Below are 26,494 nucleotides of genomic sequence, written 5' to 3'. Positions count from 1 at the left end.
TAATAGGTTAATACAATGGTGTTTTCTGATCCCGTGCGACCGGTATCGTATTATATCGATTATTACTGATACTGATCGATATATAGCAAGAACGAGGGGCCGCGGCGAGCGGGGGACGAACCGACGCCTCCGGCCGTCCGTACCGTCGCGAGGCCGTCCGGATACCACCGGAGCTCCGGACCGAATCCTCGACTCCCGAGCGGGTCCGCGGAGGCAAGTCTATTTACTCAGCTACCGACACGGTACGAGTATGACTGACACTCGGTCGGCGCGCGGTCGGACCCGCTCAGAGGTGCGGGACAGATGAGCCTCGACGCCCGGGACGTTCGCATCCTGCGCTCGATCGCCGAGAACGACTCCACCAGCCCCGAACGCATCCAAGAGGAGACGGGTATCCCGAAGTCGACCGTTCATTATCGGATCAAGAACATGAAGGAACGAGGGGTGATCAAAAACGATCTGTTCGAGATCGACTTCGAGAAGGCCGGACTGGGTCTCACGGTCATCACCGAGGTTCTCGCCGAGTTCGGAGAGGGGTACCAGGAGAAGGTCGGGCGGGAGTTGGCCGATATCGAAGGCGTGAACGAGGTCTACTTCATGATGGGCGACACCGACTTCATCGTCGTCTCGCGGCTCCCGTCCCGCGACATGGTCGAAACCCTCGTCGAGGGGTTCGAGGCCGTAGACGGTATCCAACGGACGAGCTCGAAGTTCGTGATCACTTCGATCAAAGCCGACGAGAGCGTCGGGATGTTACGCGACTACGGCGAGGAGACCCTCCTCCGCTCGCACGGGCTCGAGGAGGCGGACGGCGACATCGAGTGATCGGCCCCGCCGCGCCCGCAGCGGGCGACGAGTGAGGGTCGCTCTTCGAACGGGCGCCCGCATAGGGGTCCTAACGCCGTCGTCGGCCTCGACGACCCACGGGTACCGGACAGCCCCGTCGCTCGGCGTCTTCGAAGGCGCCTTGGATCGGACGGTCGACCTCGACGGGTACGGAACCGGCGACCCCTTCGAGTTCCTCGACGAGCCGAGCGAACCGGTCGACGAGTGGATCGACCGGGCCGTCGACCACCACCGCGACTCGCCCGTTTTCGACTAGCGGGGCGCCGCGATATCCCGGTCCGCCGTTTTTGTCCCCCCGATACGCCGTCTCTGACGCCCCGATACCCCGTCCCGGGGCCGCGTGTGTATCGCCGCCGCACTGCCCGACTATGTTTATCTGTTAATAAATTGTATGGTTGCGTATGTCTGATACACTTGAATGCCCGGAGTGCGAAGCGAGCATCGATTCGACCGACGACCTCGAAACGGAGGGCGAGGTGACGGAACTCGAACCGGCGGACGACGGGTCGTTCCAACTCTACGAGAACCACGACCTGTTCCTCTGTAAGAACTGCCGGAAGCCGCTCGGCGTCTCTCGGCCGTCGGAGTAGCGGTATCGCGCGACGGCGTGGGGGAAGAGCGGGGCGCGTCGCCGCCGGCGCTCGCAGGTACGACTTCCCGTCCGGCAGGTCGCACTCGTCGCCGTGACACCGCGCGGCGTGTTCGACGGCCGTAAGGTCCGGCTCGTCGGCCGGCTCCTCGCTCCGCCACGCGTACCGGACGGTGCGGTCGGGGTCGACCACGAAGAGGGCCGACCGCGCGACCCCGCGGTGGTCGTCCATCTCGTCGGCGCGCACGCCGTACGCCTCGGCGACGCGACCGTCGCTGTCCGAGAGCAGCGGGAAGTCGATCCGGTGTTCCTCCGCGAACGCGCGGTGGCTGTAGACGCCGTCGGTGGAGATCCCGAGCACCACGGTGTTCTCCAGGAGGGACAGCGCCTCGCTGTCCCGCAGCGTACACATCTGGCTGGTACACACCGGGTGGAAGTCGAACGGGTAGAACACCACCACGACCGCCCACCCGCTGTCGACGTACTCGGCCAGCCCGTGCGTGTCGATCCGCCCGCCCCCCGCCCCGGGGAGCTCGAACGTCGGCGCCGTCTGTCCGGTCTGAAGCATGCGTGAAACACGACGGCCGAGCGGTATGAGCCTCGGCCGATCGTGCGGTGTGATCGCACACACCGTTACGCGGCCGAGCCCAAGGCGGATGCTCCGGAAACTCGGTTTCGCGCGCCCGTGTCCCGCCGCCGCACAGGCAACGGTCGTTTATAAATAGGGATCACGTCTCGAACGTATGACCCTCGCGCTCTCCGTCGAACTGGCGGCGGCGATAGCCCTCGTCGTCGCGGTCGCGGGCGCCGTCAACGGGGTCGCGGGGTTCGGCTTCGCCGTCGTCGGGACGATGGTACTGGCCACGACGCTCGACCCCGCGACCGCCGTCGCGTTCATGATCCTCCCGATGTTCGCCGTGAACGTCGCGCTGGTCGGCGACCTCACCCGCGAGGAGCTCCGCAAGTGCGGAACTCGGTTCGCACCGCTGCTCGTCGCCGCGCTGGTCGGCACGATCCTCGGGATGGCCCTGCTCGATCGGCTCCCCGAGGCGCCGGTGCGCGCGCTGCTCGGACTCGTCTCGCTCGCGTTCGTGGCGAGCGCCCAGCGCGCCGTCCCGTTGCCTCCCCCGCCCGTCGTCAGCGACCGGGCGGTCGCCGACACGCCGCTCGTCATGGGCGCCGTCGGCGCCGTCTCCGGCGTCCTGTTCGGCGCGACGAACGTGGGGGTGCAGCTCGTCGCGTTCGTGCGGAGCTTCGACCTCTCGCACGGGCTGTTCGTCGGCGTCGTCGCGCTCGTGTTCGTCGGGATCAACGGCCTGCGCGTCGTCGCGGCGGGCGCGCTCGGACTCTACCCGGACCTCGGGCTCGCCCTCGCGTCGGTCGCCGCCGCGGTCCCCGCCCTCGCCGGCGTCGCGGTCGGAAAGCGCCTCCGCGAGCGCGTGAGCGAGCGGCTCCGACGCGGGACCGTCCTCGGGCTGTTGACGGTCATCGGCGTCCGGCTGATCCTCGGCGGCGCCGGAATCGCTTGAGCGGCGGTCCCGATCTCCGCCCCGCCGCCGACTCTCCGTGCGCCGCAATCGACTGACTCGGACGGAGATCGTCTGACAAGCGGGGTCTCAACCGGACCGCGACCTCAGTATCCCGCTAGCGTCTCGTCCCTCGTTCCGGCGAGGTACCGCCTGATCGCTCCGTCGCGCCACCCTACCGGAGCGAGCACGCTCTCCACGGCGCGCACGGCGGCGTCCTCGTACCACTCGGTATCGTATCGGTCGACCTCCTCGAACTCCAGGCGGACGCGCGCAGCGCCGCGCGCGTTCGCGTCGACGACGACGTATCGCACGGGCTGTCCCGGTGCCACCCCGGCCCCCTCGATCCGTGCCCGTTTCAGGGCGGCCACGGTGAGCGTCTCCGCCGAGTAGTCGTCGACGTCCATCGACACGCGGTTGTCGACGACGAGCCCGGTGGGATCGACCGCGCCGTCACGGAGCTCACGAAGCCGGCGCCGAAGCACGTCACACACCGCCTCCGGCGACCGCGTCTCGTCGAACGCGCGGAGCGCCTCGGCTTGCACGCCCTCGACCCACTCCGGCGTCGAGCGCTGTCGCCCCTCGATGCCGCGGGTCTTGACCGCGTCACCGAGCCCCGTCTCGGGATACTCCTCGCCCCGTCGCTTCCCGAAGTACCGGGTCAGCGCTCCCGACTCCGAGCTTCGCATCGGGCAGAACGCCACCCAGTCGAACGCGCACTCGTACTCCAGTTCGATGCCGGCGTCACGGCTTATCTCGTCGGCGACCGCCGTCAGCGGACGCTGTTCGCGGCCCTCGGCGGGCGTCACCCAGACGGAGTCGACGATCCCGTGGACGACGCGCCATCCGGCATCCTCCAGGGCGGCCTTCGCGTCGAGGAGGAGCTCGCGAGCGTACGCGTTGATCGCTTCGTGACACTCGATGCGCCCGAACTTGGCGTTGCTGAATCCCTGATACCCGAAGCAAGACACGAGGATCCACTTGATTGCCGACGAGGCGGCTTCCAGCCGCTCGCGCTCGTCGTCGTCGGCGTCGGGAATCTGCGCCTTGATCGCGCGCCGAGCGTCGATCAGCGGCCCGAGCACGTCGGGGAGGTAACCGTCGCGCTCGCAGATTGAGTACCCCAGTCCCGGCACATCGTCGGTGTCACAGCACCCGCACCGAACGGTCTCGGGCGAGATGTTGCGCGTCCGGATGATGTTGGGATACAGCGACGCGAAGTCGAGTTCGTGAACGTTCTCGTGGACGCCCGCGTCGGGGGCGAACGTCGTTCCACCGCGGTCGGCGTCATCGAGCGTCGACGCCGGTTTGAACAGTTCCGGCCGCCACGCCCGCCACGGAACGAGCACGTCACGGTTCCGGGCCTCCCGGATCTGCATCGCCGTCAACACGCGTCCGATGGAGGCCCACCCGAGCTCTTGTAAGGGCAACCCGGAGCGCTTGACGAGGTCGAGACACCCCTCGAGCCCCGACTCGTGATAGAAGAACGAGTTGGACTCGTCGACGATGACGCGTCCGGGGACCGCGTACCGCGCCGGCGAGTGCCCCACGTTCCCGTAGGACGTGTACGTCGACTCGCCGGCGAGTTTCGTGTACCCCGGTCTCCGTCCGAGTTCGAGGTCGACGTCGTACGCGTCGGCCGCCTCGAACAGCAACGGAACGAGGTCGGCCGTCGACACGACTAGCACATCGGGGTCGCGCTCATCCAGCGCCGCCCGAACGCCTTCCACGACCCCTCGCGGTGACGAATCGATTCGGTCACCGTCGACGGAGAGCCGCGGCAGCGACTCGACGCCCGATTCGTGGCCGGGGAAATCCAGGCGTACCGTTCGGAGGTCGCGAACCGATCGGTCGGGGCCAGCCGGCGTGTCCGTTTCGAGGCAGTATCGCAGCTGTCGCGTGAGGTCGACGTTGTAGCAGGTGTACGCGTCCGGACGGTCGAACCGGCGGACCCGTTTCGCGACCGTTCGGACCGCCTCGATCGAGGTCGCGTCGATGCGGAGGAGCGGGCGGGCTGTCGTCCGAAACGTCTGGCGGTGTTCCTCGACGCCGAGCCCGGCGACCGCCTCCTGTCCGGCGAGAAACGACCGGAGTTCGCTCAGCGCGTGCGAGAGCCCGTCGCGAGCGGGCGGCGTCGGATCGGAGCCGCCCCGTCGCCCGTAGAGGTCGTCCGCCGAGTCGCCGACGAAGAGCGTCGGCCGGTAGCTCTCGCGGACGCGGCGAGCGACACCGTCCGACGCGAGCGTCCACTCGGCGACGCGACCGTCACCGAGGAAATCCACCGTGAGGGTCACGCTTCCCCGTCGGTGAGCGCTTCGACCCGCGTCTCGAGCTCGTCGATCCGCCGTTCCTGTTCAAGTAGGATCGCCATCCAGACGGGTGCCAGCGGATCCGGGTGGTTGAGAGTCCCCGCGGCGTCGGCGTGATCGCGGGCGTACACGAACAGGTCGTCGAATCGGTGCTGATCCGCTCGCCGGAGCGCGCGACGGAACGCCCCCCACTCGTCTTCGATCGCGCCTAACCGGTCTCGGTACGTCGGATTCGTCCGACCCATTACCGGAGTCCGGATGTGACCGGCGTGCGTTCGAGCGCCGACGCCTCGTGCATCCGGGCGCGGTGTTCGAGGACCTCCCGCCAGTAGGTGAGCGTCGTCTGGAGCCACCCGTCGTCCGTGTGGTACACGAGCGTCTCAGCGTCGCCCTCCGCGTCCTCGAAGCGGGGCCCGAACGGCGTCGCTCGGCACTGGAGGCACGTCGCCGCGGCGCGGCGTAGCGGCCGCGAGAAGTCGTCCTCGCGACGCCGCGTCACGACGACCGGTACGTCGTGGACGCGAGCGACGCGCGCGACCGACGCGATCGCACGGACGAACATCCGCTCCGCGAGTTCGCCGTCGACGTCGGCGGCGCGATACATCCCGTCGAGTCCGGTCGCGACGACGACCGACGGCGTCTCTCGGGCGGCCAGCCGACCGGCCAGCCGGTCGAGGAGAGCGGTGTGCTGATGGGCCGTGAACCCGCGTGCCACCTCGATGCGGTCGAGCACGCGATCGGCCGGTTCGAGCTCGCGGAGGCGCGTCGTGTTCGCGCTGTTCGCGCCGTCGACCCAGAACGCCGGGTCGTCGCCGCCGAGCACTCGGTCGAGGAGAAGCGCCTGGACGGGCGTGACACCGAGCTCGTCGTCGACGTCGACGAGCGTGACCTCGGGTGCGAGTTCCGGGAGGTCGGCGGTCGGTCGTCGGGAACGGGTGTGCATAGTGGTGGAGACGACGAGGCGTCTAAAAGGGGTGAGCCATGGACGGACGGTGAAAGTGGAAGTGGCGCTCACCGCAACTCCTGAACCGCGCGAAGGCGACGATCCCTCACGTCGCGTGACGAACTCAAACCCGCCACTGGGGGTTCAGTTTATATACACCCGGCCGCCGTCACGTTTGCTCCGATAAAAAACGTGACGGGCGCGACGGGATTTGAACCCGCGGCATCTTGGTTCGGAACCAAGTGCTCTGTCCGCTGAGCTACGCGCCCTCACGAGCGGATACCCGCGGCGCGCGTTTAACGCTTCTGACTCGGGACGTTACCGTCGCCCGAGAGAGCCCGTTCGTCTCCGCCCGTCGCGCCGCAGTCTCCGGATCGAACCGCAAATTATCTCTGCTGATACCTACATCACGCACGTTTATACCCGCTCTCTCGTAGAGCGGATAGAACAACTGTGACTCTGCGTCCCAGCGACAGGCCGTCTGCCCCGCGGGGCGATTCTTCTCGCGACGACGAGGGACGGCCGCCGACGGATCGACGACGCTCCACCGTCGACGAGAGGGTGAGCCCCGAGCGGGCCGGCGCCGGCGACCGCGAGACGACGGACCCGACGACCGCGGGCGACGGCGGATCTGACCGCTTCGTCGCGGCGGTCGCCGTCGACGGCGAGGTGCTGTTCGCGGGCCCGTCGGTGCCCGCGGTCCTCGGCGTCGAACGCGAGGCGCTGCTCGGCGACAACCTGCTCGAGCACGTCCACCCGAACGACCGCGACCCCGTCTCCGACGCGCTCTCCGCAGTCGCGGCCGACCGCACCGTCACCCACCGACTCCGACACGCGAGCGGCGGCTTCGTCTGGGTCGAGTCCGTCGTCGACGAGGAGCTCGCTCCGGAGTTCGGCGGGCGCGTCGTCACCGCGCGCCGCGTCGACATCGACCGCGCCTTCCCGGAGCGGTTCCGCCAGTTCCTCGAGTACGGGACCGACCTCGTCACCGTCGTCGACGACGACGGGTTGGTCAGGTACGAGAGCCCGTCGATCGAGGAGGTGCTCGGCTACGAGCAGGGGTCGACCGTCGGCCGGTCGCCGCTCGGGTACGTCCACCCGGACGACCGCGAGCGCGTGACGGAGCGGTTCTACCGCGCCCTCGACGACCCCGAGGCGGCGCCCACGATGGAGTACCGGTACGGCACCGCCGACGGCGACTGGGTCTGGCTGGAGTCGCGGACGCGCTCTCTGCCCGACGACGTCGCGGTCGGTCGGCTCCTCATCAACTCCCGCGACGTGAGCGAGCGAAAGGCGCGCGAGCGCCGGCTCACCGACCGCAACGAGCGGCTCGACCGGTTCGCGAGCATCGTCTCGCACGACCTCCGGAACCCGCTGTCCGTGATCCGCGCGTCGATGGAGATGGCGCGGCTGAAGGAGGACACCGAACCGCTGGAGCGGGGCGAGCGCGCCGTCGACCGGATCGACCAGCTCGTCTCCGAGCTGCTGACGCTCGCTCGGCAGGGGTCGGGGATCGACGAGCCGACCGAGTTCGACCTCGCGGGGGCCGTCCGCGAGGCGTGGGCGACCGCCGGGAGCGACGGCGCGACCCTCGTCGTCGGCGCCGACGCCCGGGTCCGCGGCGACCGCGGACGCCTGCGGCAGGCGCTGGAGAACCTCTTCCGGAACGCGGTCGAACACGCCCGTGAGGCCGACGCCGACGCCGACGTCACGGTCGTCGTGAGCGCGACCGACGAGGGGATCGTCGTCGCCGACGACGGCCCCGGGATCGATCCCGAACACCGCCGGGACGCCTTCGAACCCGGATTCACGACCAGCGCCGACGGGACGGGGTACGGTCTCGACATCGTCCGCGAGGTCGTCGAGTCACACGGCTGGTCGATCGAGCTCCGCCCGGACGCGGAGCCCTCCCTGCCGGCTCAGGTCCCGCGGCCGGACGGCGCCTGCTTCGTCGTCGAGGCCCCCGCCCCCGACGCGGTCGCGGCGACGGAGCCGTGGATCGACGGGTGAACCGACGAGGCCGTTCGACGGCGGTCGGCGGGTCCCGATCCCGTCCCGTCGCGTTTATTCCTCCCGACTACCAATCTGAACCGTGACTCCCGTCGACGCCACGATCCGCCGGATCGAGCGCGCGGACTTGCTCGCGGTGGTGCGGATCGAGCGCGCGTGCTTCGCGGACCCGTGGCCGTACGACGCCTTCGAGCGCCTGCTCGACGAGCCCGCGTTCCTCGTCGCCGAGCGCGACGGCGGGGTCGTCGGCTACGTCGTCGCGGACGCCACGCCGAACCACGGCCGCGACATCGGCCACGTCAAGGACCTCGCGGTCCACCCGGACGCGCGGGGCGAGGGGCTCGGCCGCGGGCTGCTCCGCTCGGCGCTCGCGCGGCTCCGTGGCGTCGGCGTCGCGGTCGTGCGCCTGGAGGTCCGCGAGAGCAACGCGGTCGCCCGGTCGCTGTACGGGGACGAGGGGTTCGAGCCGGTCCGCCGCGTCTCGAACTACTACCGGGACGGCGAGGACGCGATCGTGCTCGTCGTCGACCTCGCCGAGTGGGCGACGGGCGTGTGAGCGCCGGCGCGATCGCGGTTCGTCGGCCCCTCGCCGCCCGCGTGCTTCCGCTTTTGACAACCCTTAGTGCCCGGGGCGCGAACCGGACGGTATGAGTTCGGTTCCCGAACGAGCGGAGATCGACGAGGCGTACAAGTGGGACCTCCAGAGCATCTACGCGGACGACGAGGCGTGGGAGGCCGCCTACGAGACGGTCGCCGACCGAGTCGACGAGCTGCGGGACTACGAGGGCCGCGTCACCGAGGACGCCGCGACTCTGCTGGAGCTGCTCGAGCTCCGCGAGGAGGTCTTCCGGGAGCTCCAGCAGGTGACGACGTACGCCCGCCTGCGCAGCGCCGAGGACACGCGCAACCAGGAGTACCAGGCGATGTCGGCGAAGGCGTCCTCGCTGAGCTCCGAGGCGTCGAGCGCGGTCTCGTATCTCGAGCCCGAGCTGCAGTCGCTCACCGAGGGGGCGGTCGCGGAGTTCCTCGAAAGCGAACCCGCGCTGGAGACGTACGAGCACTACCTCGACGACGTGTTGCGCATGAAAGAACACACGCGCTCGGCGGAGGTGGAGGAGGTGCTCGCCGACCTCTCGGAGGTCACCGACGCCCCGAGCGAGATCTACTCGATGCTGACGAACGCCGACATGACGTACGGCGTCGTCGAGGACCCCGACGGCGAGGAGGTGGACATCACGCAGGCGAACTTCACGAAGCTCCAGACGAACCCGGACCGCGAGTTCCGCCGGCGCGTCCACGAGACTTTCTACGAGCAGTGGGGCGACGTGCGTAACACGGTCGGCACCGCCCTCGAAAAGGCGGTCCGCGAGCACGGGACGAGCGCCGAGATCCGCGGCTACGACAGCGCCCGCGCGGCCGCGCTCGACGGCTCGAACGTCCCGGTCGAGGTGTACGACACCCTCGTCGAGACGGTCGACGACAACCTCGACGTGCTCCACCGGCACGCGGGGCTGAAGGAACGTGCCCTCGGCGTCGATCGGCTGGAGAGCCACGACCTCTACATGTCGCTGACGGGCGACCAGGGTCCGGACGTCGAGTACGACCAGGCCCGCGAGTGGGTGATCGAGGCGGTCGCGCCGCTGGGCGAGGCGTACCAAGAGCGGATGGCGGAGGGGCTCGACTCGCGGTGGGTCGACGTGTACGAGAACCGCGGGAAGCGCTCCGGCGCGTTCTCATCGGGCACCTACGACACCCAGCCGTACATCATGATGAACTACCAGGACGACATCGCCTCGATGTTCACGTTGGCTCACGAGCTCGGCCACTCGATGCACTCCGAACTGGCCGGGGACGCCCAGCCGTGGCACGACGCGAGCTACGAGATCTTCGTCGCGGAGATCGCCTCCACGGTCAACGAGACGCTGCTCACCCACCACCTGCTCGACACCGTCGAGGACGACGAGCTCCGGACGCACGTGCTCGACGAGTACCTCGAACGGTTCCGCTCGACGCTCTTCCGACAGACGATGTTCGCGAGCTTCGAACAGGAGATCCACGATCGCGTCGAGGCCGGCGACGCGCTCACGCCCGACGCCTTCGACGAGATCTACGCCGACCTGAAGGGCGACTACTACGCGCCCGCCGAGCTGACCGGCGGCATCGAGCGCGAGTGGGAACGGATCCCGCACTTCTACTACAATTTCTACGTCTACCAGTACGCGACCGGCATCTCCGCGGCCGCCGCGATCGTCGAGCGCGTCCTCGACGAGGGCGAGTCCGCCGCCGCCGACTACCGCGAGATGCTCGCCGCGGGCGGCTCCGACTACCCGCTGACCGTCGTCGAGCTCGCGGGCATCGACATGGCCTCGCCGGACCCGATCGAGTCCGCCGTCGGGATCTACGACGACTACCTCGACGAGATCGCCGCGCTGCTCGACTTGGAGTAGTCCGGCGGCGGCAATCTGACTGACGCTCTCTTTTATAAACAGAACTGCGGTGGCGCGTGCCTGCGAGGCCGCTTCGTGGCCGAGCAGCACGCGCGAGGGAGTCGCTGGCTCCCGGAGCGAAGCGGAGGGTGCCAGCGACGAGGCTGGGGAGGCGTGAGGCGCTGTGCGGAGGGGGCGGGACTCAAAGGGGCAGTCGCGCTCGGCGAACCTCGGCGACGCAAGCACCGCAAGGAGTGAGCGAAGCGAACGACTGAGGAGCACAGCGAGCCGCGGGAGCCGAGCGCGACTGGGGCTTTGGCGACGTTCTTCACCGATTCCGAGGAGTTATTTATGAATAAGCGACCGACGCGTCGTCGGAGTCCGCCGCCGTGTCGTCGATCGATGATAAATAATCACCGTCCCGGCACCGATTTACGCTTCCCCGAACACACACGGAGTAATGGACGAACGCGTACGCGAGCACGCCGAGGTGCTCGTCGACTGGAGCGCGCGGGTCGAGCCCGGGGACGACGTCGTCGTCAGCGTCGCCGAGGACGCCCACGAGCTGGGCGTCGCCGTCGCCGAGGCGCTCGGCGAGCGCGGGGCGACCGTCACGACGCTGTACGGCTCCGACGAGCTCTCCCGGGCGTACCTGAAGGGCGCCGAGGCGGGTGCCGACGGCGACGGCGCCGACGGCGACGGCGACGCGGTCCCCGACTTCGACGACGACCCGGCGGTCGACCGCGCGATCTTCGAGGCCGCCGACGCCTACCTCCGGATCGGGGGCGGTCGCAACACCACCGCGACCGCGGACGTGGCGAGCGAGACCCGGCAGGCGTACGCCAAGGCGCGAACGGGCGTCCGCGAGGCCCGGATGGACACCGACTGGGTGTCGACGGTCCACCCGACCCGGAGCCTCGCCCAGCAGGCCGGGATGGCCTACGAGGAGTACCGCGACTTCGTCTACGACGCGGTCCTCCGCGACTGGGAGGCGCTCGCCGCCGAGATGGCCCGGATGAAGGGGGTCCTCGACGCCGGCGAGGAGGTCCGACTCGTCACCGAGCGCGACGGCGCGCCCGACACCGACGTGACGATGTCGATCGCCGGCCGCACCGCGGTCAACTCGGCCGCCTCCGTGGCGTACGACTCGCACAATCTGCCGAGCGGCGAGGTGTTCACCGCCCCGTTCGACACCGCGGGCGAGGCGTTCTTCGACGTGCCGATGACGATCGACGCGACCCGCGTCCGGGACGTGCACCTCGTCTTCGAGGGCGGCGAGGTCGTCGACTTCGCGGCCGAGACCGGCGAGGACGCGCTCGCGGGCGTCCTCGACACCGATCCGGGCGCCCGGCGGCTCGGCGAACTCGGCATCGGGATGAACCGCGGGATCGACCGCTTCACCGACTCGATCCTCTTCGACGAGAAGATGGGCGACACGGTCCACATGGCGGTCGGTCGCGCCTACGGCGCCTGCCTCCCCGAGGGGGAGTCGGGCAACGACAGCGCGGTCCACGTCGACATGATAACCGACGTGAGCGAGCGCTCCCGGATGGAGGTCGACGGCGAGGTCATCCAGCGGAACGGGACGTTCCGGTGGGAGGAGGGGTTCGAGGGGTAACCCCGGTCTCGACTCGTCGCCCTACTGCACCACGGACCGTTCAGCGGAGTCCGCGGGCGTCGACGTGTCCGGACGCTCCGTCACCGCGCCCCACTCCTCGGAACACGTCACGCAGAGGTAGTAGGCGAACCCGTCGACGTCGCAATGGCGGACCGGCGCGTCGGTGCCGCACCTCTCACAGTTCATGCGAAGTTCCTTCGACAACCGACACAAATACTTTCTGTTCCTGATCTCACGATCCCGAACGATCGTGACACCGTCGGATCGAGCGGTTTCGCCGGCAGACGGTTCCGCAGGGGAACGGTTCGGCTAGCGCAGCGCGTCGAGGTCGAACTCGAAGGCCGCGACCGGGACCTCGAGGTCGTGCTCGACGAGGACCGCGGGATGGACCTCGCCGATCACGCCGACCCGCTCGCCGTCGATCTCGACCCCGGCGGTCCGCCCGTCGATGAACGACGGGTGCTCGGTGCGGGGCGTCGCGAGCTCCGCCCCGAAGTCGTCGCACACCGCCTGTAGGCGCCCCTTCGCGGCCTCGTAGGAGGCGTCGCGCCGGGCGACCGCGCCGGCGACGTGGCGGCGCTCGGCGACGTTCGTGTTCTCCGAGTCGTCGCGCTCGGCGACGAAGCCCACCTCCGCGACGTCCTGCGGGTACGCGTTGTGAGTGTTCCGCTCCAACAGCAGCACGAGCGAGGGGAGCGCCCACGTGCGGAGCTGGGTGTACTCCTCGCTGTACGGCTCCGTGATCTCGGCGGGCTCGCCGCCGCCGAAGGCGGCGCTCCCCGGCTCCACGTTCATCCGGTCGTAGTTCTCCGTCCCGCTCGTCATGTGGAAGTTGAGCAGGTCCTCGAAGCCGAGCCCGACGAGGCTCGTCCGGACCGCGTCCTCCAGCCGGGAGCGCTCGTGGCGCCCGCCGACGGTCCCCACGTCGGGGTAGCGCGGCTCCAGCTCGTCGAAGCCGTAGGCGCGACCCACGTCGTCGACTAAGTCGAGCCGGTGGAGGACGTCGACGCGGTACGGCGGGATCTCCACCTCGTAGGTGACGTCCTCGTCGAGCGTGTACGAGGCGTCGAGGCCGGCGCGCTCGAAGCAGTCCACGACCTCTTCCGGCTCGAAGTCGACGCCGAGCAGCGTCTCGATCCGGTCGTGGCCGACGGACTTCTCGTCGAGGTCGAGGTTCGGACGGACGAGCTCGGCGCCGTACTCGCTCGGGGCGGCCGCGCCGTCGGCGTAGTTCACTTTCACCTCCTCGATGGTCGCGCCGCGGGCGGAGAGCGCGTAACAGACGATGTTACACATTCGGTCGATCGTCCACTGGTCGGTGCCGGTGAGCTCGACGAACAGCTCGCGCGAGCCCGTCGTCACCTCGGTCCGCTTCCCGTTGATGACGGGCGGGAACGAGAAGAGGCCGAGCTCGTCGTAGATCGCGGGGTACCGGTCCAGGTCCGCGACGAGGTCGGCGTACGTCCGTCCCGTGTCGTGCTCGTCGAGCACCGCGGCGGGGGTCAGCTCGTCGTTCGCGTCCAGCGGAACGAACGTGTCGCCGTCGGGCTCGACGCCGCGGTAGGTGATCGACGGCTCCGACCCCTCCTGGAGCGGCGCGCCCTTGAGCATCGCGAGGTCGTGGATCCCGATCGCGCCCTTCGCGCGGCCGCGACCCATCGTCGCGTGGAGCTTCTCTTGGAGCTGGATCAGCGACTCGAGCGCGCCCTCGTCGAGGTCGACGCCGCGGATCACGGCCCCCGTCACGTAGGGGCGCTCGTCCGGCACGGAGTCGTCGACCTCGATCGTCCACTCGGGGTCGTTCGTCTCGGGGACGTAGACGCCGCGGTCGTCGCCGTGGTGGTAGCGCAGCGAGCGCGCCACGCCCTCCACGGAGAGGCGGTCCAGCCTGTCGGGCGCGAACTCGAACTGGAGGAGGCCGTCGTCGGTCTCCCCCTCGAACTCTAAGCCGAGCCCGAACAGGTCCTCTTTGAACTCGTCGTCGCTCGCGTCGGTGCGACCGGTGAGCCCGCGCAGCTCGTCCGTGTCGATGTCGACGACGGGCATCAGTAGCTCACCTCCGCGTCCCGCAGGAACTCGATGTCGGCAAGGGTCCCGTGGAGGTCGCGGATGTCCTCCGCGCCCGTGGTGAGCATGGCGAGCCGTTCGAGGGCGAGCCCCCACGCCATCACGTCGCAGTCGACGCCGAGCGGCCCGGTGACCTCCTCGCGGAAGACGCCGGAGTTCCCGATCTCGATCTCTTCGCCCGTCTCCGGATGCTCGCCGAACAGCTCGAAGGAGGGCTCGGTGTAGGGGTTGTAGTGCGGCTTGAACCGGATGTCGGTGATGCCGAACTGCCGGTAGAACTCCTCGAAGGTGCCCATCAGGTCGCGCACCGAGAGGTCCTCGGCCATCACCCACCCCTCGATCTGGAAGAACTCCAGCAGGTGCGTCGGGTCGAGCGTGTCGTTGCGGTACACCTTCTCCACGGAGAAGTAGCGCTGCGGGGGGTCGAGATCCGCGCCGGCGATCCCCGAGAGGTACCGCATCGACAGCGAGGTGGTGTGGCCGCGTAAGGCGACCTCGCGGGCGAACTCCTCGGACCACGGCGAGTGGTAGCCGTCGCCGTCCTCGCCCCACCCCTCCCGGTGGGCCGTCTCGACGCGGTCGATCAGCTCCTCCGGGATCTCGTCCATCGGGTCGACGTCCAGCGCGAACCGGTCCCAGTGGGTCCGCGCCGGGTGGTCCTGGGGCATGAACAGGCAGTCGTTGATCCAGAAGTCGCTGTCGGCGTGGGGGCCCTCCATCTCCTGGAACCCCATGCCGACGAGGACGTCCTTCACGCGGTCGGCCGTCCGGCGGAGCACGTGCTTCCGCCCGCCGCGCGTCGTCGGGGCGTCGGCCTCGACGTTGTACTCGGAGAACTCCACGTCGCGCCACTCGCCGCTGGCGAGCAGCTCTGGCGTGAGCTCCGAGACGGCCTCGGCCGCCTCGACGCCCGTCATCAGGGCGTCGACGCCGTCGTCGGTGAGCGTCACCGAGCGCGTCACCGACTCGCCGCGGTCGACGAGCCCGCGGGAGTCCAACCGCTCGAGGACGGCGTCGTCGGCCCCGGGGTCGTCGCCGGCGGCGAGCGCCGCGAGCGCGGCCCCCTCCGGGTCGGCGTCGGGGTCGGCGTCGGGATCGACCCGAAGCTCGCCGGAGTCGATCGACCCGAATCCCTTCCGGGCGAAGTTCGAGAGCGCGATGTCGACCTCGGGTCCGTCGAGGTCGGCCTCGCCGATGACCCGCCCCATCGATACCGGCGCCTCGCCGGCGTCGAGCGCGAGCCCGGCCCGGTAGAGCCGCGTCTCCGGAAGCCCGTCGTCGACGTAGCGTCGGCCTTCGTCGGTGAGATCGAGGGTCTCGGCCGTGCGCTCGGCGACGGAGCACAGCCCCTCGTCGCGGAGGTCGAAGGCGGCGCCGACGACGGTCTCGGGCTTCAACCCCGTCTCCGCCGCGATCTCGTCTATCGTCCGTTCGTCCGTCGCGCTCGCGGCCTCGAGGACCGCGAGCTGTCGTTCCGGGAGTCGCATTCGAGTTGTATCCATACGCGTGTGGCTGGTTGGTAACGGTTCCGGCACGTCGCCGTCGCGGGACGACCCGGGTCGGTTCGTCTCCCGCCCGACCGTCCCGTCCGCCGAACCACGCGGTTTCGCCGCCCGGTCGCGGGGCGGGTCCGCCGCGCGTCAGTTAGTTAAAAAAGAACCCGAACGCGTCGCCGTCGGCTCTCCGGGCGATACCCGCCGTGGGGCGTCCGAGTGACATGTTACCTGATGTCTCGCGCAGGGCGTTAACGGTTTGTCTCCGGCCGATCCATCCGTCGGATCGCCCGAATTATCACCTTTGATTAACGACGGCGAGCGTTTATATACTGGTTCGCCGACAGGACGGGTATGAGCAGTGTTCCGTCAAACGCTTCCGACGCCGGTTCGCTCCCCGGACCGGTCCGGGTCGCCCACGGCGCCGACGACCGCCCGGCGAGCCAGGCGGTCGTCGAGGCCGTCGCAGACCTCGTCGGGGTCGACCCCGACGCGCTCGCCGACGAGGCCGACATCGTCCTGTACGACCACGTCGACCCCGACGCGCTCGACGCGCTCGTCGAGCACCGTTCGGACGAGGGATTCTCCCTCTCGTTTTCCGTCGCCGGGTACGACGTCCGAGTCGACGCCGGCGAGGCCGTCGCTCGGCCCGCCGAGTAACGACGGCCGAGTACCGACCGCCGACCGTTCCCGTCGCGTCAGTCGTCCGATCCCGCCCGTTCTCGAAGCGCCGCGATCCGATCGCCGAGCGGCGGCTGTACCTCGAACCACGTCGACCAGTCGCCCCTCGCTGGCTCGACCCCCCGAACCGCGGCGACGCGCTCGAAGGCGTCGGCGACGCGGCCCGCGCCGACCGCGTCCGCGGCGCGGTCGTCGGCGGCGTACTGCACCCGTCGGCCGACCCAGAACGCGACGAGCGCCACGGCGACGAGCGACGCGAACCCGGCCTGAAACGGCACCGCGACCGTCACGATCGCCGCCAGCACTCCGAGCACCGCCGCGATCGAGACCGCGCGGAACTCGCCGTAGTACGTCTCCACGCGCCCCGCCTCGGCCGCGAGGAGGCCGATCGCGACGTCCTCGTCGAGGCCGTCGAGCACGCTCTCCGTGAGGAACAGGACCCGCCTGCCGGGCGGTCCGCGAACGGCGATGTCGACACGTCCGATCCCCGCGCCGTCCCCGTTCGTCGCCGCCCCGTCGGCAGTCTCTTCGTCTCCCGTCGCCCCGCCGTCGGTCTCGATCGCGACCCGCTCGATGTCGAGCCCGGCGGTTTCGCGGAGCGAGGCGAGTCGCTTCCGCTCACCGTCAGTCGGCTCCCGCAGGTCGCGGAAGCGGTCGGCGGCGTACAGCGGTCCGACCTCGACCGCGAGGAAGCCGACGACGGCGACGCCGACGAGGAACGCGACCGTGAACATGGCTCCCCCTCCGTCCCGGACCGAATAAAGCGACCCGATGTTCCGCGCGCTCGGCGCTCAGTCAGCGGGGGACCCGCCCGGCCAACCCCCCGATCGCCCGCGCGGCGTCGCTCTCGGGGGCGGCGTCGACGACCGGCCGCTCCGCGGCGACGGAGCGGACCGACCGCGGGTCCGCCGGCACCACCTGCCGCGGGCGCCCAGGGCGTCGGCGATCGCCTCGGTCGGCGGCTCCTCGGTCACTCGGTTGACGGCGCAGCCGACGAGCCCGGCGCCGAGCTCGCGGGCGAGCGCTCGGGTGCGGATCGCGTCGGCCAAGGCGAACGCCCGCGGGGAGACCACCAGCAGACACGCGTCCGCGACCGCGAGCGGAACGCCGGCGTCGGCCCGCCGGCCGGCCGGGCAGTCGAGGACGACGACGCCGTGGTCCCGCTCGATCGCGGCCACCGCGTCTCCCAGCGCCGACAGGTCGCAGGCGCGGGCGCCGGCGAGCGTCCGTCCGCAGGGAACGATGTCGACAGGGCCGGTTCGCACCGTCTCCGTCGGGTCGGCGCGCCCGGCGAGCACGTCGTGGAGGTCCGGACCCCGACCGCCGGGGAGGTCGGCCATGCCGAGGTCCGCGTCGACGACGACCGCGTCGAGCGCGGCGGCGACGTTGTACGCGACCGTCGTCTTCCCGACTCCGCCCTTCCCCCCGGCGACGGCGAGGATCACGCGAGCCGCTCCAGCGCGTCGACCGGGACATCGGTCTCCGCCGCGCGCTCCGCCAGCGACGCCGCGCGCTCGCTCACCGCCCGGAGCCGGTCAGCGTCGCCGTCGATCCGGTCGTCGACGCCGGCGAGCGCGTCGATACCCCCCGCGTCCGCGACTACCTCCGTCGCCGTCGCCACGTCGGCGTCTGTCAGCCGCTCCGCCCGGTCGATCCGGGCCTCGACCGCAGCGAACCAGTCGTCGACCGAGGCGGAAGCCGCTCGCCCGGAACCCCCGGCGTCGCCTCCGGTGTCCTCGCCCTCGCCGTCGGTACCGCCCGCCTCGACGCCGGGAGCGGTCTTCTCGGGGCGGTCGGCGGTCTCGCGATCCCCGTCGACGGCCGCCCGCGGCGGCCGGTGGTCGGCGAGGTCGCGGAGCGCGTCGGCCGGCGTCGCGTCGCCACCTCCGTCGATGCCGTCGGGACCGGCGGTCGCCCGGGCGGACTCGTCCGGGTCGGCCGCCTCGACGTCGACGATCTCGACCGGGGGATCGACGGGTGGCGCCGGAACCGCGAAGCCGAACCCGCGTCGGTCGCCCGGGTCGACCCGCAGCGTCACTCCGGTCGCGTCCCACCCGTCCGCCGGGACGCCGCCGCGTCGCGGCGGCAGCACCGGCGCCTCGAACCGACTCTCGACCCGCACCCGTCGCGGGACGGCCTCCTCGTTGCGCACCCGACAGCGCACCAGCGACGCGTCGCCCGCCCGGTCGACGGTCCACGAGAGATCCATACGCCGGCTGACGCGGTATCGCTGATAAATCTCTGTCCGACGCCGACCCCGATCACGGGTCGGGCGCGCGGTCCGGACGGACGACCGTCTCGTCGAGCACCGCCTCCGGCGACCGCTCCCCGCGCTCGGCGAGCCAGCGCGCGGCCTCGACGCCGAGCGCGACGGCGGCGTCCAGATCGGCGATCCGGACCGCCGCGAGCGACGCGGCGAGTCGCGGCCCCTCGTACTCCGACGGCCCCGCTCCGGCGCGCGGCGGATCGACGCCGGGAACCGACGCCAGAGCGGCGCGAAACGCCGGATACACGTCTATCGCGAGCTCATGGCGCGCCTCTCGCCGGCGGTTTCGCAGCCGGTCCTCGAGTTCGAGCCGTCGCTCCCGCTCGTCGCGGGCGCGGGCGGCCCGCTCGCGGGCCCGTTCGAGCGCCTGCTCGGCCGCGATCCGCTCGGTCTGCGCGTTTGAGAGCTCCGCCGCGGCGGACTCGAGGTCGCCGAGCGCCTCGTCGGTCTCCGCCTCGACGGCCCGACGCGCCCGCACGTCGCCGCGGAGCGCCGCGACGCGCTCTTTCAGCCGCTCCTCCTCGCCGCTCGCTTCCGCAACTCGCTGACGGGCCCCGGTGAGGTCGACCGACTCGACCCCGATCGCCGCGATCTCCTCCCGGAGTCGACCGAGATCGTCGGGCACCGACGACTCGCGTCCGCGCGACCGGGCCGCCGCCGCGAGCTCCCGCCTGAGGCTGGTCCCGGTCGGCACCTGGTCGAGGACCGCCTCCGGCGCGGGGGACGGGCGCTTCTCAGCCTCGTCAGACGCCGGCGCGCCGGTCACAGCTCCTCGCCTTTCAGTCGGTCCGGGTCGGGATGGTCCGTCCCGGCGGCGAACGCGGCGTACGGCGTCGCCGTCGCGTCTCGGTCCGCGTACGCGCTCGCCGCCTCGCGGACCGACTCGTCGAGCGCGACGAACTCGTTGAACGGCTCCGTCCGCTCGATCTGGACGTCGCCGCCGTGCGACTCCCGGAGCCGCACGGCGAGGAACGCGGCGTACGTCGTCGCGTCGAGCAACGCGGCTCGCCCGAACCGACGGACGATCGACTCCTCGTGGCGTCGACACAGGTTCCGGAGTCCGGTGCGAGCCGCTTCCGAATACGTCACGATCAGCAGCACGGACGCGGCTGATCGAGGGTCGAACTTATCGGTTCCGAACTACTACGGATCGCCTACTCGTTCGACCTCGAAGTCGGGGACTGCGTCGTTTTCGAGGTCTGTCAGATCGTCTGACCAGTCCACGTCAACCCCGGAGAGCGCGAGCACGCGCTCGCGGGCGGCCGGCGCCGAGGGCGCCACGACGACTCGCCCGTCGACCGGATCGTCCCCCACCGCGCGGAACACGTCGTCCTCCCCGTCGAACTCCGTGGCGTAGGTCCGGAGCACCGCTGCCACCCGCCGCTCCGTGTCGGCGAGGTCCGCTTCGCCGTCCTCGAACGCGCGTAGGGCGTCCTCGACGTTCCGTATCGCGGAGATCCGGTCCATCTACGTCGTCCGCAGGTGCCCCTGCTTCGGCTCGTACACCTCTCCCTTCGTGCGGAGCTTCTCGATCTCCTGTTCGGCCTTTCCGGGGTCCATCCCGATCTCGCCGGCGCGGTCGAGCACCTCCTCGACGGGCGCGCCCTCCTGATACTCCTCCTCGATGTCCGCGATGAGGCCCTTGATGTTCTTGATGCGGTCGCGCTGGCTCTTGGAGGTGCCCGTCTCGACCACGTCGGCGTCGAACTGCCCGGTCTCGGGGTCGACGCCGATGTCCTTGAGACAGGACTCCACGATGTCGGTCGCCCGGTCGGCGTCCTCGCGCTCGACGGTGTCCGAGAGCCGGAGCCGCGCGCTCGCCTCCGCGAGCCGTACCATCGCCTCCAGCTTCCGGGCGGTGACGGGGACCGGCGCGTCCTCGTCGGCGCCCTTCGAGCGCAGGTCGACGTAGAACTCCTCGATCAGCTCCTTCGCCTCCTCCGTCATCGTCGGGTAACAGGAGCGCTTCGCGTGGGCGATGTACTTGCGGAGCAGTTCGGCGTCGATCTCCGGCGCGACCTCCTGAGTCACCTCCGCCACCTGGTCCGAGGTGAACTCGGAGCTCGCCAACTCCTCGCGCTGCGTGTTGAGCTCGCCGGCGTAGTTCGTCTTGATGATGTGTTTCGCCAGCCGGGAGTCGTGCTCGGGGTCCGGGCTGTCCGTCACCGTGAAGATCAGGTCGAACCGCGAGATGAGCGCGGGTTCGAGGTCGATCTGTTCGCCGATAGGCTCGTACTGATCGAACCGGCCGTACTTCGGGTTCGCGGCGCCGAGCAGCGAACACCGCGCCTTCAGCGTCGCGTTGATCCCCGCCTTCGAGACGGAGATCTTCTGCTGTTCGAGCCCCTCGTGCATCGCGGAGCGGTCGGAGGAGTTGTGAACGACGAGGCCGTTCGCGACGAAGTTGTGCGTCTCGTCGACGGTCAGGTCGTACACCTTCGGCTGCCGCCCGTCCTCGATCCGAGCCAGGAGCGAGCGCAGTTCGTCCTTGACGGCGTCGACTTCGGCTCCGATCGCTTCGCGGAGATCGCCGAGCCTGTCGGTCTCGACGCCCCCGGACAGCCACCGCGACACGGTCGCTTGATCCACGTCGAGCGACGAGGCCACGTCGGCCTGACTGACGCCGTACGCGTCGAGCGTCGCCGCGCGTTCCGATCGTACTTCGCCGACTTGACCGCGGTCGAGTAGCTCGCGAGCCCGTCGCTCTGCCGTTTCGACTGGCCCGCCGACGATGTCGGCGAGACGCTGCCGAAGTACCTCGCTACGGTGTTCCGTCGACTCCGGCAGCACGGTTTCGATCGACTCGACGCGGCGCCACTTCACGTCACCCCGTCCGAACTCTCGCAGACCATCGAGATCGGTCTCGCCGACCGCAGTGAGAACGTCGCGAAGCCGGCTCGCCACCGTTCGACGAACGTCGTCGCTCTCGCCCCATCCGCTGGAGATCCGCTGTTGTGACAGCGCCGTTCCCTCGGCGAGCTCGGACCGGGAGACGTGGTACCGCTCGCGTATCTCGGCGAGGGTTTCCCACGCCGCCTCTCCGTCGAGCACGCGACGGTCCTCGGCCGCCGCCTCCAGTCTGTCCTCGAATGCGGCGAGTATCCGGCGCGCTCGATGGAGCGACGCGTTCGCGGTTCCGCTCTCGAAGTCGTGATACGTGACCGCGTCGAGCCCGCATTCGCTCTGGTGAAGCCGAAGCGACTCGCGGCATTTCGCGAGTAGGCCGTCTATCTCCGGAACCACGTCGAGAATCGTACGGTCGCCGTCGGCGGCCTCGACGCCGCGGTCGAGCGCCTCCGCCTTTCGGGTGGCGGTGAATCCGATAGCGCGGCGGAACGCCGCGAGCGATTCCGCGTCCGTCACCGTGAGGTAGTACACGTCTCTGCCCCCGTTTCGTTCGCGGTGTTGGAGCTGGCTCGACACGCCGAACTGTAAGAGGAGGTTCCGCGCCCCTCGAAGCAGGTCCCGGCTCGCCGACGCTATCCGAACGTTGCCCGCCGACTCGTCGACGTGGCCCTCGCTGTCGGCGAGCGCACGGACGAACGCGGCCTTCGCCGCGCGGCTTCCCGTCGAAACAGGGGTCGGGAAGCACTTCTCGTCGTACCGACCGAGGTTCATCCCCGCGTCGAGGACGGCGTCTGCGTACTCCTTTCCAGTGACGCGGACCGTCTCGACGCCGCCTTCACGCTTTTCGCTCGGCGGACGGGTCGGCTCCGCGCCGAACGCCTCTCGTGCCGCCCGCTCGAAGTCGGCGAGCAGTTCGTCGTCGGTGTTGGTGAACCGGACGCCGTAGACGCCCTCCTCGCGGTCGTAGTAGACGTTCCCGTCGCCCGAGAGATATCCGAGGACGCTCGCCATCGCGGCGTCGATTCCCTCGCCGGCATCGACGAGTTCGCCGTCGACGATCTCGGCGTCGACATCACCGCCTGCAGCCCCCACCGCTCCCGCACCGTCCGTCGCTTTCGCCGGAATCTCGCGGGGGACGTACACCCAGTCGCCGTCGTCGAGCGCCGCCGCCTCGCGCTCGACGCGCTCGCCGTCGTCGAGGACGAAGAACGGGTGGTCGGCCGTCGCGGTCAGCGACTCTCCGGTCTCCATCGTCACTCGCGTCAGCTCCGACGGCGCGTCGTACTCGTGCACCGCGGACACGGGACGCTCGACCAGCCGGCCGTCCTCGTCTATCGTCCAGACCTCGAGATCGACGTCGCGGATTCGTCGGCCGTTCGAGAGATCCTCGATTTCGCCGTCTTCCGCGGCATCCCGTGCCAGCTCGTCGATACGTTCCACGCGCCCGTCCGCGAGCGTGACCAGCGTGTCGCCGGTCACGCAGTCCATCTTGTCCAGCTCGTCGACCGCGGCGATCCCCTTGTCGGCGAGCACGAGCGCGCCGGCCTCGAGCGACCACTGCTGGCCGTCGCCGAAGTCGTCGCGTACCGCGGCCGCGGTGAGCCCCGCCGCGCTGCTGCCCTTCCCGGAGGTGTAGACCGATCGGGGCGCGATGTTTTCTACATACGAAATCATCTGAGATTTACCCGTTCCAGGGTCGCCAATAAGGAGCATGTGGAGGTCTCCGCGGATCCGCGACCCGTCGGGGAGGTGTTTGGTGACGCCGGAGAACAGCTGGAGGATCATCGCGAGCTTCTCCTCCTCGTAGCCGTAGATGGCGGGCGCGATGGAGCCGACCATCGCCTCGTAGATGTCGTCGCGGTTGGAGAGCTCGATGATCTCGCGTTTGTCCGCCTCGGTGATGTCCATGTCCTCGAACTCCTCGTCCTCGATGGAGATGGAGACGCCGTCCATGTACAGGTCGAAGATGGCGGACTTCTCGTTGCCCTGCTCGACCTGTTCGATGTGGAGGACGCCGACGCAGGTGACGTGGTCGCCGGGGCTCACCTTCCCGGTGATGTCGTCGACGATGTCGACGTCGAGCGACTGGGGCGTCTCGCCGCCGCGAAGCCCTTCGGGCGACTCCTGGATGCGGAGCTTCTGAGAGTCGATGAACTCCGACTGGTCGAAGTTGACGCGGAAGGGGCCCTGTCGCTCGCAGCCCTGACACTCGTGGGGCTCTTGGAAGCCGCCGTCGCTCTGGGGGATGTACGTCATCGTGCCGCAGCGCTGGCACTCGAAGGCGGCCTCGGTGACTTTCGGGCGGACGTCGGTCGCCTTGCGGACGATCCCCTTGACGGAGACGAGTTTCCCGATGTGGTCGTCGTGAACGCGGATGCCGCGGATGTCGATGCTCTCGGGGAGGTTCTCGATCCGGACGTGCGCGCGGCCGAGGCTGACGTCGGCGGGGAGGTCGTAGAGCCGCAGCGCCTCCTCGGCGTACTCGCGCATCTGGTCCGGCTTCGTGCGGAAGTCCTCGGCGAGGTCGCGGTCGAACTGAAACAGATCGTCGTAGTCGACGTACAGGGAGCGCTGTTCGTTGGGGTATCGCTGCGCGAGGGTGCCGATCTCCTCGCGGTAGTAGTTGCGGTAGAACTGAATGAACCGCTCCGTGAGGTCCTGATTCCCGGCCTGAGCCATTACGAAACCCCTTCGTCGCCATCACGTATGAACCTCATGCTCGGGGCGGAGGTGGACCGCGCGGGTCGCGTTCGCCCCCGGGATCCGGTCCCGTTACGCCTTCGTCACGAACGTCGCGTCGGCCGAGGTGCGCCCCTCGTTGAACGAGAGCACCTTCGCGCGGATCACGTCGCCCGTCGAGAGGTCGCTCGGGATGTCCTCGGCGAAGACGACGAACCCCTCGACCTTGCCGACGGCGACCTCCGCGCCCGTGTGGTGGTCGGTGAGCTCCGTCACGCCGAACTCGTACGTCTCGCCGATCTCGACCGGCGGCTCGCGCTCCTGTGCGGCCTCGTGGGCGCGCTTCGACTCGCGGGCCTCCCCGGACGGCCCTCGCAGGCGACGGACGACGGTCACCAGGACGAGCAGGGCGATCACGGCCGCGGCTCCGGCGACGATCGGGTCCGACGGTATCATACCGGGCGGTCGACCCCCGCTCACGTAAACGCCCGGGGTCGACGGTGGGGATCGATCCGAGGGGCGGCCCGAGACGGCGGGCGCGTCCGTTCGCGTCGACAGTCCCCCGCCGCCCACATGAGAAACGCCTTTGGGCTGGAGCCCCCCGACTCGACGTGATGCGAACACCGCTCGGTCGCCGTCGAGTCCCCCGCGAGCGTGGTGCGGCGTGAAGGTCGCGGACGCGGTGCCGGAGTTCGCCGACGCGTTCGGCTTCGACGAGTTCAATCGGATGCAACGCGAGGCGCTCCCGGGCATCCTAGAGACCGACAACAACGTCGTCGCCTCCGCGCCGACGGCCTCCGGAAAGACCGCGCTCGCCGAGCTCGCGATCTGCAAGACCCTCTCGGAGGGCGGCACTGCCCTCTTCATCGCTCCGCTCCGCGCGCTCACCAACGAGAAAGAGAGCGAGTGGGAGCGGTTCGAAGCGCTCGGCTACTCCGTGTACGTCGTCTCCGGCGAGCGCGACCTCAACCCCCGCCGCGCCGAGCGCGCGGACGTGCTCGTGACGACGCCCGAGAAGGCCGACAGCGCGACCCGGAAGCACGACTCCGCGCGCTACTCGTTCGTCACCGACGTCGACTGCGTCGTCATCGACGAAGTCCACCTGCTCGACAGCGAGAAGCGCGGCGCGGTGCTGGAGGTGACCGTCTCGCGGCTCCGCCGGCTGCAGGACCCCCGCGTCGTCGCGCTCTCCGCGACCATGCCGAACGTCGAGGACGTCGCCAAGTGGCTCGACGCGCCCGCGGAGACGACCTACGAGTTCGGCGACGAGTACCGCCCGGTAGACCTCGAAACGGGCGTGAAGACGTACTCGCACGGCTCGAACGCGTTCGCCGATAAGTACCGGCGGCTCTACCGCGCGCTCGACCTGGCCGAGCCGCACGTCCGCGAGGACGGGCAGGCGCTCGTGTTCGTCTCCTCGCGGCAGGACACGGTGCAGGCGGCCAAGAAGGCGCGCGACGAGATCACGGACCGCGACATCCCGATCGACTCCCGGGGCGACTACGACTTCCACAACGAGGCGAAAGATCTCACCAACGACACGCTCCGGCAGTCGGTCACCGACGGCGTCGGCTTCCACCACGCCGGGCTCGGGAAGGCGGACCGCGACCGCGTCGAGGAGTGGTTCAAACAGGGGAAGATCAAGCTGCTCTTCTCGACGTCGACGCTCGCGTGGGGAGTGAACCTCCCGGCGCGCTGCGTCGTCATCCGCGACACGAAGTACCACGACCCGCTGGAGGGCGAGACGGACATCTCGCCGCTGGACGTGCTCCAGATGCTCGGCCGCGCCGGCCGCCCCGGCTACGACGACGTGGGCTACGGCTGGGTGGTCTGCGACCGCGCGGACGCGGACAAGTACCGCGCGCTGCTCCGAGAGGGCAAGGAGATCGAGTCCCGCCTCGCCGCGGAGTTGGAGTCGCACCTCAACGCGGAGATCGCGATGGGGACCATCCGCGGACTGGAGGACGTGATGGCGTGGTTAGAGACGACCTTCTACTACGTCCGCGCCGAGTCGAAGCCGGACGCGTACGACTTCGGCACCCTCCGCGACCGCGTGCGAGACACCCTCGACTCGCTCGTCGACCACGGCTTCGTCGCGGCCGACGACGAGCTCGCGATCGAGCCGACGGGGCTCGGTCGCCTCGCCTCGAAGTACTACCTCCGCCTCGACACGGCTCGCCGCTTCCGGCGGAGT

23 protein-coding genes, 1 tRNA gene and 2 pseudogenes are annotated in these 26,494 nt (G+C 69.8%); 10 read left to right on the top strand and 16 right to left on the bottom strand.

From position 1 onward, the window contains the following. Window positions 1-303: 303 nt before the first annotated feature. The 3 genes from DJ82_RS08995 (at window position 304) to DJ82_RS08985 (ending at window position 1,436) form a co-directional block, all read left to right on the top strand. The gene (locus DJ82_RS08995) at window positions 304-825 is read left to right on the top strand and encodes an Lrp/AsnC family transcriptional regulator (RefSeq protein ID WP_094581613.1); all 522 of its coding nucleotides are present in this window, start codon (window positions 304-306) and stop codon (window positions 823-825) included. Window positions 826-967: 142 nt separating this feature from the next. Continuing rightward, on the top strand, window positions 968-1,102 hold the full coding sequence (locus DJ82_RS15500; protein ID WP_254921650.1) for a hypothetical protein: 135 nt from the start codon (window positions 968-970) through the stop codon (window positions 1,100-1,102). A gap of 145 nt (window positions 1,103-1,247) precedes the next feature. Beyond that, window positions 1,248-1,436 (top strand): hypothetical protein, encoded by a 189-nt coding sequence (locus DJ82_RS08985; RefSeq protein ID WP_094525179.1) that lies wholly within the window; start codon window positions 1,248-1,250, stop codon window positions 1,434-1,436. A gap of 177 nt (window positions 1,437-1,613) precedes the next feature. Here DJ82_RS08985 and DJ82_RS08980 read toward each other — a convergent pair. Next, a pseudogene (locus DJ82_RS08980) lies at window positions 1,614-2,003 on the bottom strand (redoxin domain-containing protein); the annotation flags it as partial. A 175-nt stretch (window positions 2,004-2,178) separates the two neighbouring features. Here DJ82_RS08980 and DJ82_RS08975 point away from each other — a divergent pair. Beyond that, entirely contained in the window at window positions 2,179-2,964 is a 786-nt protein-coding gene (locus DJ82_RS08975) for a TSUP family transporter (RefSeq protein WP_094581612.1), read from the top strand. A 104-nt stretch (window positions 2,965-3,068) separates the two neighbouring features. Here DJ82_RS08975 and DJ82_RS08970 read toward each other — a convergent pair whose 3' ends face one another. The 4 genes from DJ82_RS08970 to DJ82_RS08955 all read right to left on the bottom strand — a co-directional run bounded on the left by DJ82_RS08970 (window position 3,069) and on the right by DJ82_RS08955 (window position 6,482). Further along, complete coding sequence (locus DJ82_RS08970) at window positions 3,069-5,255, bottom strand: type B DNA-directed DNA polymerase (protein WP_094581611.1); 2,187 nt, start codon at window positions 5,253-5,255, stop codon at window positions 3,069-3,071. After that, window positions 5,252-5,515 carry a hypothetical protein gene (locus DJ82_RS08965; protein ID WP_094526899.1) on the bottom strand — a complete coding sequence of 88 codons (264 nt, stop codon included), beginning with the start codon at window positions 5,513-5,515 and terminating at the stop codon, window positions 5,252-5,254. The genes DJ82_RS08970 and DJ82_RS08965 overlap by 4 nt, the downstream gene beginning before the upstream one ends. Then, a complete protein-coding gene (locus DJ82_RS08960) occupies window positions 5,515-6,213 on the bottom strand; it encodes a hypothetical protein (protein WP_094581610.1) in 699 nt (232 codons plus the stop codon). Before DJ82_RS08960 ends, DJ82_RS08965 begins: the two co-directional genes overlap by 1 nt. Window positions 6,214-6,409: 196 nt before the next feature. Then, window positions 6,410-6,482: transfer RNA gene (locus DJ82_RS08955), tRNA-Arg, on the bottom strand. 184 nt (window positions 6,483-6,666) lie between these two features. Here DJ82_RS08955 and DJ82_RS08950 point away from each other — a divergent pair. From DJ82_RS08950 to DJ82_RS08935, 4 genes are all read left to right on the top strand, one after another. Then, on the top strand, window positions 6,667-8,223 hold the full coding sequence (locus tag DJ82_RS08950; protein ID WP_094525188.1) for a PAS domain S-box protein: 1,557 nt from the start codon (window positions 6,667-6,669) through the stop codon (window positions 8,221-8,223). Between the two features lie 82 nt (window positions 8,224-8,305). Beyond that, window positions 8,306-8,779 (top strand): ribosomal protein S18-alanine N-acetyltransferase, encoded by a 474-nt coding sequence (rimI, locus tag DJ82_RS08945; protein WP_094525189.1) that lies wholly within the window; start codon window positions 8,306-8,308, stop codon window positions 8,777-8,779. 91 nt (window positions 8,780-8,870) lie between these two features. Further along, window positions 8,871-10,670 carry an oligoendopeptidase F gene (gene pepF / locus DJ82_RS08940; protein ID WP_094581609.1) on the top strand — a complete coding sequence of 600 codons (1,800 nt, stop codon included), beginning with the start codon at window positions 8,871-8,873 and terminating at the stop codon, window positions 10,668-10,670. 439 nt (window positions 10,671-11,109) lie between these two features. Next, entirely contained in the window at window positions 11,110-12,267 is a 1,158-nt protein-coding gene (locus tag DJ82_RS08935) for an aminopeptidase (RefSeq protein WP_094525191.1), read from the top strand. Between the two features lie 21 nt (window positions 12,268-12,288). Here the strand turns inward: DJ82_RS08935 and DJ82_RS14810 are convergent, their stop codons facing one another. The 3 genes from DJ82_RS14810 to DJ82_RS08925 form a co-directional block, all read right to left on the bottom strand. Further along, window positions 12,289-12,453, bottom strand: a complete 165-nt coding sequence (locus tag DJ82_RS14810) for a hypothetical protein (RefSeq protein ID WP_158217301.1) — start codon at window positions 12,451-12,453, stop codon at window positions 12,289-12,291. A gap of 123 nt (window positions 12,454-12,576) precedes the next feature. Beyond that, window positions 12,577-14,313, bottom strand: a complete 1,737-nt coding sequence (pheT, locus tag DJ82_RS08930) for a phenylalanine--tRNA ligase subunit beta (protein WP_094581608.1) — start codon at window positions 14,311-14,313, stop codon at window positions 12,577-12,579. Continuing rightward, on the bottom strand, window positions 14,313-15,821 hold the full coding sequence (locus DJ82_RS08925) for a phenylalanine--tRNA ligase subunit alpha (protein ID WP_094525193.1): 1,509 nt from the start codon (window positions 15,819-15,821) through the stop codon (window positions 14,313-14,315). The genes pheT and DJ82_RS08925 overlap by 1 nt, the downstream gene beginning before the upstream one ends. 360 nt (window positions 15,822-16,181) lie before the next feature. On the opposite strand from DJ82_RS08925, the gene DJ82_RS08920 reads away from it, so the two are divergent. Continuing rightward, window positions 16,182-16,487, top strand: a complete 306-nt coding sequence (locus tag DJ82_RS08920) for a HalOD1 output domain-containing protein (RefSeq protein WP_094581607.1) — start codon at window positions 16,182-16,184, stop codon at window positions 16,485-16,487. Between the two features lie 38 nt (window positions 16,488-16,525). Here the strand turns inward: DJ82_RS08920 and DJ82_RS08915 are convergent, their stop codons facing one another. From DJ82_RS08915 to DJ82_RS08880, 8 genes and pseudogenes are all read right to left on the bottom strand, one after another. Beyond that, window positions 16,526-17,242 carry a peptidase gene (locus tag DJ82_RS08915; RefSeq protein ID WP_094526910.1) on the bottom strand — a complete coding sequence of 239 codons (717 nt, stop codon included), beginning with the start codon at window positions 17,240-17,242 and terminating at the stop codon, window positions 16,526-16,528. A 61-nt stretch (window positions 17,243-17,303) separates the two neighbouring features. Continuing rightward, a pseudogene (locus DJ82_RS08910) lies at window positions 17,304-17,953 on the bottom strand (MinD/ParA family protein). Next, on the bottom strand, window positions 17,950-18,717 hold the full coding sequence (locus tag DJ82_RS08905) for a hypothetical protein (RefSeq protein ID WP_094526912.1): 768 nt from the start codon (window positions 18,715-18,717) through the stop codon (window positions 17,950-17,952). The pseudogene DJ82_RS08910 and the gene DJ82_RS08905 overlap by 4 nt, the downstream one beginning before the upstream one ends. Before the next feature lie 52 nt (window positions 18,718-18,769). Next, window positions 18,770-19,540 carry a hypothetical protein gene (locus tag DJ82_RS08900; RefSeq protein ID WP_198948049.1) on the bottom strand — a complete coding sequence of 257 codons (771 nt, stop codon included), beginning with the start codon at window positions 19,538-19,540 and terminating at the stop codon, window positions 18,770-18,772. After that, the gene (locus tag DJ82_RS08895) at window positions 19,537-19,875 is read right to left on the bottom strand and encodes a hypothetical protein (protein ID WP_094525198.1); all 339 of its coding nucleotides are present in this window, start codon (window positions 19,873-19,875) and stop codon (window positions 19,537-19,539) included. The genes DJ82_RS08900 and DJ82_RS08895 overlap by 4 nt, the downstream gene beginning before the upstream one ends. 42 nt (window positions 19,876-19,917) lie before the next feature. Beyond that, on the bottom strand, window positions 19,918-20,241 hold the full coding sequence (locus tag DJ82_RS08890) for a hypothetical protein (protein ID WP_094581606.1): 324 nt from the start codon (window positions 20,239-20,241) through the stop codon (window positions 19,918-19,920). Further along, window positions 20,242-24,300, bottom strand: a complete 4,059-nt coding sequence (locus DJ82_RS08885; RefSeq protein WP_094581605.1) for an LAGLIDADG family homing endonuclease — start codon at window positions 24,298-24,300, stop codon at window positions 20,242-20,244. 93 nt (window positions 24,301-24,393) lie between these two features. Further along, a complete protein-coding gene (locus DJ82_RS08880) occupies window positions 24,394-24,756 on the bottom strand; it encodes a hypothetical protein (RefSeq protein WP_094581604.1) in 363 nt (120 codons plus the stop codon). A 208-nt stretch (window positions 24,757-24,964) separates the two neighbouring features. Between DJ82_RS08880 and DJ82_RS08875 the strand changes: the two genes are divergently transcribed. Beyond that, window positions 24,965-26,494 (top strand): DEAD/DEAH box helicase (locus DJ82_RS08875; RefSeq protein WP_094581621.1); only part of this gene is annotated, 1,530 nt, incomplete at its 3' end.

It is taken from the genome of Halorubrum sp. Ib24, from assembly GCF_002252745.1.
In the GTDB taxonomy this organism is placed as follows: Archaea; Halobacteriota; Halobacteria; order Halobacteriales; family Haloferacaceae; genus Halorubrum.
This window is presented reverse-complemented; position numbering and strand designations above follow the sequence as displayed.